The 12,724-nt window shown below is 63.2% G+C and carries 11 protein-coding genes; all 11 read right to left on the bottom strand.

Annotated elements, in window-relative coordinates; translation table 11 throughout:
* Positions 1-82 precede the first annotated feature (82 nt).
* Positions 83-1,480 carry an amidase gene (locus BM216_RS11280; RefSeq protein WP_092999100.1) on the bottom strand — a complete coding sequence of 466 codons (1,398 nt, stop codon included), beginning with the start codon at positions 1,478-1,480 and terminating at the stop codon, positions 83-85.
* 32 nt (positions 1,481-1,512) lie between these two features.
* Entirely contained in the window at positions 1,513-2,334 is an 822-nt protein-coding gene (locus BM216_RS11275) for an ABC transporter permease (protein ID WP_092999098.1), read from the bottom strand.
* Positions 2,334-3,281: an ABC transporter permease gene (locus tag BM216_RS11270; protein WP_092999096.1), complete on the bottom strand. Its 948-nt coding sequence runs from the start codon at positions 3,279-3,281 to the stop codon at positions 2,334-2,336. Before BM216_RS11270 ends, BM216_RS11275 begins: the two co-directional genes overlap by 1 nt.
* 259 nt (positions 3,282-3,540) lie before the next feature.
* Positions 3,541-5,076, bottom strand: a complete 1,536-nt coding sequence (locus BM216_RS11265) for an ABC transporter substrate-binding protein (RefSeq protein ID WP_092999094.1) — start codon at positions 5,074-5,076, stop codon at positions 3,541-3,543.
* Between the two features lie 121 nt (positions 5,077-5,197).
* Positions 5,198-5,947 carry an ABC transporter ATP-binding protein gene (locus tag BM216_RS11260; RefSeq protein ID WP_092999092.1) on the bottom strand — a complete coding sequence of 250 codons (750 nt, stop codon included), beginning with the start codon at positions 5,945-5,947 and terminating at the stop codon, positions 5,198-5,200.
* Positions 5,944-6,780 (bottom strand): ABC transporter ATP-binding protein, encoded by an 837-nt coding sequence (locus tag BM216_RS11255; RefSeq protein WP_092999090.1) that lies wholly within the window; start codon positions 6,778-6,780, stop codon positions 5,944-5,946. The genes BM216_RS11260 and BM216_RS11255 overlap by 4 nt, the downstream gene beginning before the upstream one ends.
* Positions 6,777-7,721 carry an ABC transporter permease gene (locus tag BM216_RS11250; RefSeq protein ID WP_092999088.1) on the bottom strand — a complete coding sequence of 315 codons (945 nt, stop codon included), beginning with the start codon at positions 7,719-7,721 and terminating at the stop codon, positions 6,777-6,779. The genes BM216_RS11255 and BM216_RS11250 overlap by 4 nt, the downstream gene beginning before the upstream one ends.
* Positions 7,718-8,785, bottom strand: a complete 1,068-nt coding sequence (locus tag BM216_RS11245) for an ABC transporter permease (RefSeq protein WP_092999086.1) — start codon at positions 8,783-8,785, stop codon at positions 7,718-7,720. Before BM216_RS11245 ends, BM216_RS11250 begins: the two co-directional genes overlap by 4 nt.
* A 243-nt stretch (positions 8,786-9,028) precedes the next feature.
* The gene (locus BM216_RS11240; RefSeq protein WP_092999395.1) at positions 9,029-10,672 is read right to left on the bottom strand and encodes an ABC transporter substrate-binding protein; all 1,644 of its coding nucleotides are present in this window, start codon (positions 10,670-10,672) and stop codon (positions 9,029-9,031) included.
* 52 nt (positions 10,673-10,724) lie between these two features.
* The gene (locus BM216_RS11235) at positions 10,725-11,774 is read right to left on the bottom strand and encodes a dipeptidase (RefSeq protein WP_092999084.1); all 1,050 of its coding nucleotides are present in this window, start codon (positions 11,772-11,774) and stop codon (positions 10,725-10,727) included.
* A gap of 270 nt (positions 11,775-12,044) precedes the next feature.
* Positions 12,045-12,722, bottom strand: coding sequence for a phosphoribosyltransferase (locus BM216_RS11230; protein WP_092999082.1), 678 nt, complete (start codon positions 12,720-12,722; stop codon positions 12,045-12,047).
* Between the last annotated feature and the right edge of the window lie 2 nt (positions 12,723-12,724).

Genomic DNA, 12,724 nt, shown 5'->3' with positions numbered 1-12,724 from the left:
TAATTCGGCTGCATCCGGGGAACGCGGCGATACCGCGATTGTTCCCATCTGAGAGTATTTTATATTAGCGGTAGGAGCCCATTTAGGCTCGACCGCAAGGCTCCGGCCAATTCGCCACGCCACCGATCCATTGCTCGAAGGCGCGCGACAGTTTCAGCACCCGCAGGTCGTTGAAACGCGGCCCGACGATCTGCAGGCCGATCGGCATGCCGGAGCGCGAGAAACCGCAATTGATCGAGGTGGCCGGCTGTTCCGACATGTTCCACGGCACGGTGAAACCGATATGTTCGAATGGCCGCGCCGGGTCGTTGGTGGGCGATGCCCAGTCGGCCGGATAGGAGACGATCGGGTTGGTCGGCGAAATCACTGCATCCACAGTGGAGAATAGCTTGCCGCAGGCCTTGCGCATCTCGATCGTCTGATTGAAGCCCCGCACCGCATCGACGCCGGAGACATGGGCGCCGCCTTTCGCCCATTCGAAAATATAAGGGAGGATCAGCGCCATCCGCTCTCCCGGCAGGTTCTCGATATCGCCCCAGAAGCGCGCGCGCCAGAAATTGTCGAGCCCGTCGAGCATCGCCCGCGTCATGACCGGCGCAACTGGAATGATTTCGGCCCCGGCCTCCTCGAAACGCTTGGCTGCAGCGACCACCGCGCCGCGCACCTCGTCGTCGAGCGGCAGGCCGACGCCGGCATCGAGCATCAACCCGATCTTCATGCCCTTCACGTCGATGTCGAAATCCAGCCAGTCGAGCGCGTTGGGCTCCATGCAGGTGCCGTCGCGCAGATCAGTGCGCGAGAGCGTCGCCATCGCGATCGCCGAATCCTCGACGGTGCGCGTCATCGGCCCGGCGCAGCGGCCGACGAAATAGGGATCGACCGGAATGCGCCCATGGCTCGGCTTGAAGCCGAAAATACCCGTCCAGCCTGCCGGCAGGCGCACGGATCCGCCGATATCCGTACCGATATGCAGCGACCCGAAACTCGCCGCGGCGGCAGCCGCAGCGCCGGCGCTCGATCCGCCCGGATTCTGCGTCAGGTCCCAGGGGTTGCGGCTGAGCGGATGAAAACTCGACAGGCCCGAGCTCAGCATGCCGTAGTCCGGACATGTCGTCTTGGCGAAGATCACCGCGCCGTCTTCCTTCAGCCGCGTCGTGATCGGCGCATCCACCTCGGCCGGCTTCAGCTCGACCGCCGCCGTCCCCATCGGCACCGGATCGCCCTTGGTGGCGATCAGTTCCTTGATGGTGACGGGAATGCCGTCCAGCACGCCGAGGGTCGCACCCTTCATCCAGCGTTCGGTCGAAGCCTTTGCCTGGACGCGTGCGCTTTCCGGATCGTAGAGATAGAGCGCCCTGACGTCCGGCTCGAAAGCCGCGACGCGTGCCTCCACCACCTCCCAATATTCCGAGGGCGAGAGCTTGCGCCCGCGATATAGGGCGAGGACATCTCGAATGCTCAGTTTCAAAAGCTCGTGCATGGCAATGTTCCCGGAGTATTTTTTGTCTGTAATCAGGTCCTCGTGCGCGGGTCGAGCACGTCGCGCAGACCGTCGCCCAGCATGTTGAGGCCAAGCACGGCAAGCGCGATCGCAAGGCCCGGCAGGATCGCAAGCCAGGGCGCCTGCGCAAAGAAAGTCTGGCTGTCCGCAAGCATCCGCCCCCATGTTGGCGCCGGCGGCGGCATGCCGAGCCCGAGGAAGGACAAACCTGCTTCGGTGAGAATTGCGAGACCAAGCTGGATCGCCACCTGCACGATGATCTGGTTGGAAATATTCGGCAGGATGTGGACCAGCGTGATCCTGCCGTTCGACCGGCCGATGCCGATCGCCGCCATCACATAGTCGCGCGCCCAGATCTGCTTGGCGGCGGCAAGCGTCAGGCGTGCGAAGACCGGCACCATGAAGACGGCAATCGCGATGACGGCGGTAAACCGGCCGGAGCCGAGAAAGGCCCCGAGCATCATCGCCGAAAGGATGGGCGGCACGGCGAAGATGATGTCGCAGCCGCGCATCGTGATGAGCTCCAGCCAGCCGCGCTTCATCGCGACAAGCACCCCGATCGCCGAGCCGACCGTCGCCCCGAGCGCCACCGCCAGGAACGAGGTGGACAACGAATTCCACGCGCCCACCATCAGCATGGACATGACATCGCGGCCGAACTGGTCGGTGCCGAGCAGCCCTCCCGGCCCAAGCGGCGGTTTCAGCCGCTGCACGATGTTCATCTTCGAGGGCAGCGACGGCGTCCAGACGAGCGAGAGCAACGCCACGGCAACCAGCGAAAGCGTGATGACGAGACCGATCGCGAGCACCGGACGGCGGAAGATGCCTGCCATCACGTCGCCACCCTCAGCCGCGGGTCGATCACCAGATAGGCAAGGTCGACGAGGAAGTTGATGATGATGACAAGCGCGGAGAAGAACAGCACCACATCCTGCATGACGATGATGTCGCGCTGCGACAGCGCCTGATAGGCAAGCCGTCCGAGCCCCGGCAGGTTGAAGACATTCTCCACCAGCACCGCGCCGGCAATCAGGAATGTGAACTGCAGGCCGATCATGGTGACGACCGGAACCAGCGCATTGGGCAGCGCATGGCGCCACACAGCAAGCCGCTCGCTCAGGCCCTTGGCGCGCGCGGTGCGGACAAAATCCTCGTTCATCACCTCCAGCACGGCACTGCGCGCCACCCGCGTCAGCACGCCTGCCTGCGGCAACGCCAGCGCAATCGCCGGCATCAGCAATGCCTGCAGCCCGGCGAGCAATCCGGCGTCCCAGCCCGGAAACCCGCCGGCCGGCATCCAGCCGAGATTGGTGGAAAAGGCGATGATCAGGAGCAGCCCCACCCAGAAGGCTGGCACCGCGATAGAGGCATAGGAAATCGCCCCGGCAATATGGTCGAACAGCCCGTTATGCCGCCGCGCAGCCGCAACGCCGAGCGGCACAGCGATGCCGACCGAAATGACGACCGCCATCAAGGCCAACGGTAGCGTCACGACCAGCCGTTCGGCGATCAGGCCGGCCACCGGCACGCCATAGGTATAGGACTGCCCGAGATCGCCCTGCGCCATGCCCGTGAGCCACGCGACATATCGCACGACGATCGGCTCATCGAGCCCCATCTGCGCCCTCAACGCCGCCAACGTCTCCGGCGTCGCCGAGGTCCCCAGCATGATCGCCGCCGGATCACCGGGCAGAAGGTTCATGACGGAAAAGATCATGAGCGACACGACGAGCAGCGTGACGACAAGGCTGACGATGCGGCGGATGAGGATGGAGATCATAAAACGCGCACTCCCGATCTCCCCCCTTGTGGGGGAGATGTCGGCAGAGCCGACAGAGGGGGGTGGTCCAGCGAATTCGGCGTGCGAGTATGAGGCGACACCCCCCTCTGCCCTGCCGGGCATCTCCCCCACAAGGGGGGAGATCGGTATGCCGCGCCGACATCAGTTCCTTTCAGCCATTGAAAAGCTTGCGCAGCAACTTCCGACATGCCCCTGCCCCTCATCCGCCGGCTGGCAGACGTGAATGAAGCCAACGCCCTCACTCTTCCCAATGCACCTCGGTCAGCACGTTCGACGGGATCGGTTCGTTTTCCCACAGACCCTTCAGCTTCTTGTCCCATATGCCGAGCTTCGGCATGACGAACAGGAACAGCGCCGGCACGTCGTCGGCGAGAATGGTCTGTGCCTCGCCGTAGAGCTTGTCCTGCTCCGCCGGGTCGGCCGTCGCCTCGACCTTTTCCAGCACTTCGTTGAAGGCCGGATTCTTGTAGTTGAAGTAGTAGGGATCGCGGGCGTAGATATCGATGTCCATTGGCTCGGCATGGGCGACGATGGTCATGTCGTAATCGGCCGCCTTCAGCACGTCCGCCACCCATTTCGCCGGAAACTCGGTGGTCTGGATGTCCATCGTCACGCCGATCTCGGCAAACAGCGCCTGCAGGATCTGCGACGACCGCTGCGCATAGGCCATCTGCGGCGCCTTGATGGTAAAAGAGAAGCCGTCGGGATAACCGGCCTCCGCCAGCAGCGCCTTGGCCTTTTCGGCATCATAGGGGTAGACGCCGGTCAGGTCCTTGTAGCCGCGATCGTTCGGCGTGTAGTGACTGCCGATCGGCGTGCCGAGGCCGGACCACGCGCCTTCCACCACCATCGCCCGGTCGACCGCCATCATCAGCGCCTGGCGAACCTTCTTGTCGGAGAAAGGCTTGCGGGCATTGTTCATCCCCGCCACGACCTTGAGCTCGGTATTGCCGATCACGGTCGCCAGCTTGTCGCTGCCCTCGAAGGAGGAGACGAGTTCCGGCGCGCCGAATTCCGGAAACGCATCGACGTCGCCTGCCGTCAGCGCCGCCGACTGCCCCTGCGGATCGTTGATGAAGCGGAACGAGGCCGTCTCCAGCTTCACCGAAACCTGCTTGTTCCAGTAGTCGGCACTCTTCTTCAGGTCGACCTTCACACCCTTGGCCCAGCTGCCGAAGGTGAACGGCCCGGTACCCACCGGGTTGGACTTGTTCTCCGCAGCCGTCGAAGGCTCCACCATCACGGCCGCGGGCCAGCCGAGCCAGTAGAGCAGGCTTCCGGTCGGATGTTTCAGCTTGAGCACCAGCGTCGAGGCATCCGGCGTCTCGATCGTGTCGATCGAGGTGAAATAACGCTTCTGCGGATTGACGCTGTCGGCACCGCGGGCGCGGTCGAGCGTGAACTTGGCGACCGAACTGTCGAAGGCGACGCCATTGTGGAATTTCACGCCGTCACGCAGCTTGAACGTATAGGTCTTGCCGTCCGGCGCGACGTCCCAGCTCTCAGCGAGCTGCGGCTGCACCTTGCCGTCCTTGTCGATGGTCGTCAGGCCTTCGAAGACGTTCTGCCAGGTCACCTGCCCGATCATCACCTGCGCGCCGATCGTCGGGTCGAGGCCGCCCGGCTCCACCGCCATACCGATCGTCACCGCCGTCTTCGGCGCTGCCTGCGCGTAAGGCGCGGCAAACGAGACACCGGCGGCAAGCGCGAGCGCCATCACGCCGCGTCGGGAAATCGCCGCCCCGAGGGCTCCCCAGGAGATACCATTCTGCATTCTATCGTTCCCCACTATTCGCTGAGTGCAGCCTTGTTGGCGCAATCTAAGGACATTTCGCAATTGCACACAATGCCCATTCGCGCCGTCTCCCACAGTTCCGAACCTGCCGAAACGGATGCTAGACGCGGCGAAAACCTTCGCTGGCGACGAGAAGCTGGCGCGTATAGTCGGCAGAGAAATCCCGTTTCTCCAGCGCATCGGCTGCCACCGTCTCCACCACCTTGCCGGACTTCATCACGGCAAGGCGTCCGCACATGTGATGGATCACGCCGAGATCGTGGCTGACCATCACGAAGGTGAGGTTGCGGTCGCGGCGCGCCTGTTCCAGCAGGTTGAGGATTTCCGCCTGGATCGAGGCATCGAGCGCAGACGTCGGCTCGTCGAGCAGCAGCACCTTGGGTTCGAGGATCAGCGCCCGGGCGATCGCCACGCGCTGCCGCTGTCCGCCGGAAAGCTGGTGCGAATAGCGGAAGCGGAAACCGGAGCCCAGCCCCACCTCGTCCAGCGCCCGCATGATCCGTCGGTCGACATTGTCGAACCCGTGGATCGCCAGTGGCTCGAGCAGCAATCGGTCCACCGTCTGGCGCGGATGCAGCGAGCCGTAAGGGTCCTGAAACACCATCTGGACGGTGCGGTAGAACTCTTTCGACCGGCTGCGGCCGGAATAGGACTGGCCGTTGATGCTCAGCGACCCAGCCTCGAATGCGTTCAGACCCGCGACAGCCCGCAGCAATGTCGACTTACCCGAACCGCTTTCCCCGACGATGCCGAAACTCTCGCCGGCCGCCACATCGAGCGACACATGGTCGAGCGCCAGAAACTCGTCGAAGCGGACGACCATATCACGGACGGAAAGCACGGCCGTCATAGCGCCCACTCCTTCTGGCGGTCGAGAACGGGCAGCGGATGCCGGTCGGACCCGATCACCGGCAGGCAGTTCAAGAGCCCCTGCGTGTAGGGATGCTGCGCCTTGGACAGATCCGCCGACGGCAGTTCCTCCACCACGCGCCCGGCATACATGACCAGCACCCGGTCGCAGAAGGACGAGACAAGCCGCAGGTCATGCGACACGAAGATCAGCCCCATGCCACGCTCGGCGACCAGCTTGTCGAGAATGCCGAGCACTTCGAGCTGCACGGTCACATCCAAGGCAGAGGTCGGCTCGTCGGCAATCAACAGTTCCGGGCCGCAGATCAGCATCATCGCGATCATCACCCGCTGCCCCATGCCGCCGGAAACCTCGTGCGGATAGAGCGAAAACACCCGTTCCGGATCGCGAATCTGCACCGCCTCCAGCATGGCGAGCGTCCGCGCCTTCGCCTCGGATGTCGAAACCCTCTCATGGGTCCGAAGCGTCTCGATGATCTGCCGGCCGATCGTCATCACCGGGTTCAGCGAATACTTCGGATCCTGCAGCACCATGCCGATCCGCTTTCCGCGGATGTCGCGCCGTTCCTTGTCGGAGATTTTCAACAGATCGCGCCCGGCGAAATTCAGCGTCTTGGCCGTGATCTTCGCATGGCGCGGCGTCAGCCCCATGATCGCCCGGCCGGTCTGCGACTTGCCCGATCCGCTTTCGCCCACGATGCCCAGTCGTTCGCGACCGAGCGTAAATGACACACCGCGCACCGCCTCGATCTCGCCGGTCCGGGTCGGAAAGGTAACGCGCAGGTCGTCGACCGTAAGTAGGACCTCACTCATTGCCCGGCCTCCTTCGGGTCGAGCGCATCGCGAAGACCGTCGCCGAGCAGGTTGAAGCCGAGGCTGACGATTAGGATCGCCGCACCGGGCATCGCCGCCACCCACCACTGGTCGAGAATGAAACGGCGGCCCGAGGCGATCATCGCGCCCCATTCCGGCAGCGGCGGCTGCGCACCGAGGCCGAGGAAGCCGAGACCGGCGGCGGTCAGAATGATGCCCGCCATGTCGAGCGTGACGCGCACGATCAGCGAGGAGAGGCAGAGCGGCATGACATGGCGAAAAACGATGCGGAACGGCGATGCCCCCATCAGCTTCACCGCCGAGATGAATTCCGAATTGCGGAACGTCATCGTCTCGGCGCGGGCAATACGCGCATAGGGCGGCCATGAGGTGACGGCGATGGCAAGCACCGCATTCTCGATGCCAGGCCCAAGGGCCGCCACCAGCGCCAGCGCCAGCACGAGCTTCGGAAAGGCCAGAAAGATGTCGGTTATCCGCATCAGCACCGCATCTACCCAGCCTCCAGCGTAACCGGACACCGTGCCGATGATCAGCCCGACGGGTGCCGCGATGATCGCCACCAGCACGACGACAAAAAGCGTCAGCCGCGAGCCGTGGATCAGCCGCGAGAGGATGTCACGCCCCTGGTCGTCGGTGCCGAGCAGATAGCCCGATGTGCCCGGCGCCAGCAGCCGCGCATTCATCAGGTCGCCTTGCACCGGATTATGCGGTGCCAGCACATCCGCGAAGATCGCGACGAGGACGAGCAGGACGATGATGCCCAGACCGGCAAGCGCCAGCCGGTTGGCGGAAAACCGCCGCCAGATCACATAGGCGCGGCCGAGCCGGGCCTGATGCCGCGATGTCGGCTGTTCCGACAGCAGCCAGTCGCGGCTGTAAGGCTTGAGATTGTCGCCAATTTGCAGAGGGGGCGCACTCATCGGCTTTTCGTCCTCGGGTCCAAGGTCCGGTAAAGCAGATCGGACAATATGTTTATGGTGATGAACACGGCACCGATGACGATCGTGCCGCCGAGCACGGCATTCATGTCGGCATTCTGCAGCGAGTTGGTGATGTAGAGCCCGAGCCCCGGCCAGGAGAAGATCGTCTCGGTCAGCACCGAGCCTTCCAGCAGCCCGGCATAGGAGAGCGCGATCACCGTCACCAGCGGCACCGCGGCATTGCGCAGCGCATGAAACCAGATGATCCGCGTCTCCGATAGGCCTTTCGCACGGGCGGCCACAACATATTCCTGCTGCAGCTCGTTCAGCATGAAGGACCGCGTCATTCGGCTGATATAGGCGAGCGAGAAATAGCCGAGCAGCCCGCCGGGCAGGATGATGTGGCGGAACAGGTCGAGCGCCACGTCCCACTGCGCCTGCCAGATCGCGTCGAGCAGATAGAAGCCGGTCACCGGCGTGAACGTGTATTCGTAGACGATGTCGATCCGTCCCGGATAGGCGACCCAGTTGAGCTTGGCATAAAACAGCACCAGCGCCAGTAAGCCCAGCCAGAAGATCGGCACCGAATAACCGATCAGCCCGATGACCCGGACGATCTGGTCGGCGAACGAGCCGCGCTTGACGGCAGCCAACACGCCGAGCGGCACGCCGATCAGCGCACCGATGATGGTGCCGATCGTCGCAAGCTCGATCGTTGCCGGAAACACCCGGGCGATATCGGCCATGACCGGATTGGTGGTCAGCACCGACGTGCCGAAATCACCGCTCAGCGCCTGTTTTATATAGATCCAGAACTGCTGGTAGAGCGGCAGGTTCAAGCCCAGCTCCTCGCGCACCCGCTCCACCACATGGGCAGGCGCACGGTCGCCAACGATCGCGAGCGCCGGATCGATCGGCACGACGCGGCCGATGAAGAAGGTGACGGCCAGAAGGCCGAGAAAGGTGGTGACGACCGTGACCACGAAACGGACCACCGCCATCCCGAAGGAGGAAGCACGACGCCTCGTGCGCCGCGTCACTGCCGTCGTATCGGTAAGCGTCAAGGAGTTCTCCTTGAGAGAATTGAAAGGATATGGCGCCCTCGAGCCGTCACGCCTGGCTCGGATCGGGCCCCATAGCTATCGCATCGAGAAAGTCCCCCTCTGGCCTGCCGGCCATCTCCCCCACAAGGGGGAGAAGACTCGCGGCACCCACTTCGGCTCAATTGAGGCTTCGGTGGTGCTGCCGGGTTAAGCCCTCCCCCTTGTGGGGAGGGTTGGGAGGGGTCTTTTCCAAATACGCCGCAACTATTCCTTCGACACCGGATAGACGAAGTTGGTGTCGAAGCTCGGGCCGAGCTTGTAGTCCTTCAGCTTCGACGAATAGCCGGCGACTTCCGTCTGCTGGAAGACGATCACGAACGGGCTCTGCGCCAGTACCTTCTTCTGCAGGTCCTCATAGATGGCCACGCGCTTTGCGGCATCCTTTTCGAGAAGCGCCCCCTTGCCGGCGTCGGACAATTCCTTCGGCACATCCCAGGCATTGCGCCAGGCGAGCGTCTTGTTCTTGCCCTCGTCGGAATTGTCCGGGTTGACGGTGAAGGTCTCGGCGTTCGAGTTCGGATCGAAATAGTCCGAACCCCACTGGCCGATATAAATGTCGTGGGTGCGGGCGCGATATTTGGTCAGCGTCTGCTTGCCGTCGCCCGGGATGATCTCGAGCTTGATACCGGCCTGCGCCAGCGTCTGCTGCACGCTTTCGGCAATGCCCGTCACCGGCTGGGTGTTGCGCACGTCCATGCTCACGGTGAAGCCGTCCTTCAGGCCCGCCTTTTCCAGCAGTTCCTTCGCCTTGGCGACATCCAGCTTGTACGGGTTGTCGGACAGCGCGCCGAGCTGGCCCTTCGGCAGGAAGGTCTGGTGGATCTCGCCGATGCCCTTGATCAGCGTCGCACCGATCGCGTCATAATCGACCAGATATTTGAAGGCCTCGATCACCTCAGGCTTGGCGAGGTTCTCGTTCTTCTGGTTGAGGCTGAAATAATAAACCGTGCCCTTAGGTGCCGAGGTCACCGACAGGCCTTCCTTCTTGGAGACGGCATCCACGTCGCCCGGCTCGAGATTACGCGCCACGTCGATATCGCCGTTTTCCAGCGCCAGGCGCTGGCCCGAGCTTTCCTTCATGTGGCGGTAAATGACGCGCTTCAGCTTCGGCGCTTCGCCGTAATAGTTCGGGTTGGCTTCCATGATGACGGCCTCGTTGGCGCGCCATGCCAGCACCTTGTACGGGCCGGAACCGGCAAAGCCGGTCTTCATCCATTCATTGCCGAAGTCGGTGTCATACTTGTAGTCGTCAGACGGCGTCATGGCCTTTGCGTGCTGCATCACCACCGCCTTTTCGACGACGGAAGCAACCGTGGCGGTCAGGACGTTCAAGACGAAGCTCGGCGCATAAGGCTTGTCGACGGTGAAGGTGAAGGTATCCGGCGCGGATGCCTTTGCCTTTTCCGTCACGTTGTCGCCGGTGATGCCGAACTGGGTGATGAGGAAGGCCGGCGACTTGTCGAGCTTGACGGCGCGTTCGAAGGAGAATGCCACGTCTTCGGCCGTCAGCGGCCCGCCCGAAGCGAATTTCAGGTCCGGCTTCAGCTTGAACGTATAGGTCATGCCGTCGTCGGATACCGTCCAGCTCGCGGCCAGATCACCGACCACCTTCGACGTATCCGCCGGATCGAGCATGACGAGCTTGCTGTAGCTGTTTGCCGTCACTTCCGCAGTCGAAAGCTCGAAGGCCTCGCCCGGATCGATGGTGATGATGTCGTCGATCGCAAAGCCTTCGACCAGCGTATCGGCCGGCGTCGCGGCAAAGGCCTGCGGCGCCGCGACCAGCATGATGGAGAGCGCGACACCCGTGGACAGAACGCGCACGGAATGACGGAGTGAATGGAGCATGATCAGTTCCCCTGTTTTCATTTGCTCGTATTTTTCGACCCGTTGCGGGCCGTTATTCGTGCCAGGCTTGGCCGAGAACCCGCAACCAGTTCTCGCGGCAAAGCTTGGCCAAATCGTCGCCAGCGTACCCCTCGGATTTTAGGGCTGCAACCAGATTTTGGTTGCCCGCCGCATCGCGGATATCCTTCGGCACGGTGCAGCCGTCGAAGTCCGATCCGATTGCCACATGATCGATGCCCATGCGCTCGACCATGTAATTCACATGGCTCACCATGGCCGAAAGCGGCGTGTCCTTGTTGTCTAGCCCGTCGGTGCGCAGCATGGTGACGGCATAGTTCAGGCCTGCGAGCCCGCCGCTGTCCTTAATCGCATCCATCTGGCGGTCGGTCAGGTTGCGCGCCACCGGCGTCAGGGCATGGGCGTTGGAATGGCTGGCGATCAGCGGCTGGTCGGATGTCTTGGCGACATCCCAGAAGCCCTTCTCGGTGATATGCGACAGGTCGATCAGGATGCCGAGCCGGTTGCAGGCCTTGACCAGTTCGAAGCCGCGCTCGGTAAGACCCGGTCCCGTATCGGTGGTCATCGGAAAGGCAAAGGGCACACCGTGGCCGAAGATGTTGTGGCGGCTCCAGACCGGGCCGAGCGAGCGAAGCCCGGCGGCATAGAACACGTCGAGATTGTCGAGATCCGGATCGATCGCCTCGCAGCCTTCCATATGGAGGACGGCGGCGAACACATTGTCCTTCATCGCCTGGCGGATATCCGCCGTCGAGCGGCAGAGCTTCCATGCACCGGCCCGGTCGAGACGCACGGCGATCGCCGCCTTTTCCATCGCAATATCGAGCGAAGGCGCATAAGAGAGCGGAGCGGCAAGAGGCGTGTTGTAATGGCCGTTGGCGTCGGGATCCTTGAGCACCAGATCACCGGAGGGAATGTAGATGGCGCAGAGCCCGCCCGCGAGCCCGCCTTCCCTTGCCCGCGGTGCATCGATATGCCCCTCCGGCGTGCCATTCGAAAATTCCGCAACGGGATCCGCCCCCGCCTTCATGTTCCGCCAGAGCCGCAACAGAACGTCGTTATGGCCGTCGAACACCAGTTCCATCAAAATCTTCCTGAAAATATGATACGTCTTAGGGTGGGTCGCGCCGATCCTAGCCAGCCGACAGGCATGCGCAAGGGTGAAGTGTGATCGGGCCTTCGCTCCTCCAAACGAAAGACCCCTCCCAACCCTCCCCACAAGGGGGAGGGCTTAACCCGGCCGCACCGCTGACGCTCAATCGAGGCAGGTGGAAGCCGCGGGTCTTCTCCCCCCTTGTGGGGGAGATGGCCGGCAGGCCAGAGGGGGTATTTTCCCCATGCCCGGCCAGCCCAATTAAGCCGACCACATCCCTTCACCCGCCCTCTTCAGCATCGGCGTCCTGAAACACGAAATCACGCGTCCACGCCCCTGCGGCCCCAGCGCGTCGAGCTTGCCCTCCCACCGATCCGACTGCAGCATCGCCGCGCCGATCGCCACCGGCTCGATGTCGAGCGAGGTCATCAGCGTCAGGCCGGAGACGATCGAGGTGCCGGAGGAGATCACGTCATCGATCAGCGCCACCCGCCTGCCCTTGATCAGCGGCATCATCCGCGGATCGACATAGAGGCGCTTCTGCTGCTCCGGCGTGGTGATGGAAGAAAGCGGCACCGACAGCGCCTCGTCGTACCAGAACTTTTTCGACGTCCCGAGCGGCACGTAGCGGGCAAAGCCGAGCATGCGTGCGACGGCCGCGGCAAGCGTCAGGCCGAGCGTCGGCAGGCCGACGATCACTTCGGGGCGGAGCGCCGCGATCTTCGGCGCGAGATCGGCCGCCAGCGCATCCTGCACATCGAAACTCGCCTGGTTGATGATCAGCGATGCCAGCGCATGCTGGCCATCTGCAAGCGGCCGGATCGGCAGACGGATCTGCTCGCCGCGGTCCAGCCGGGCCGGAAAGAACCCCGAGAAAGGCCCGGCCTCGTCAAACGTGCCGGGCGGGTGCATCTCCTGCCAGAAATCATGCGGCTGCATCA

The sequence above is a fragment of the Rhizobium sp. NFR07 genome (assembly GCF_900111905.1).
Lineage (GTDB): Bacteria > Pseudomonadota > Alphaproteobacteria > Rhizobiales > Rhizobiaceae > Neorhizobium.
The sequence above is the reverse complement of the archived record's forward strand: the minus strand, read 5'-3'. Positions and strand labels throughout refer to the sequence as shown.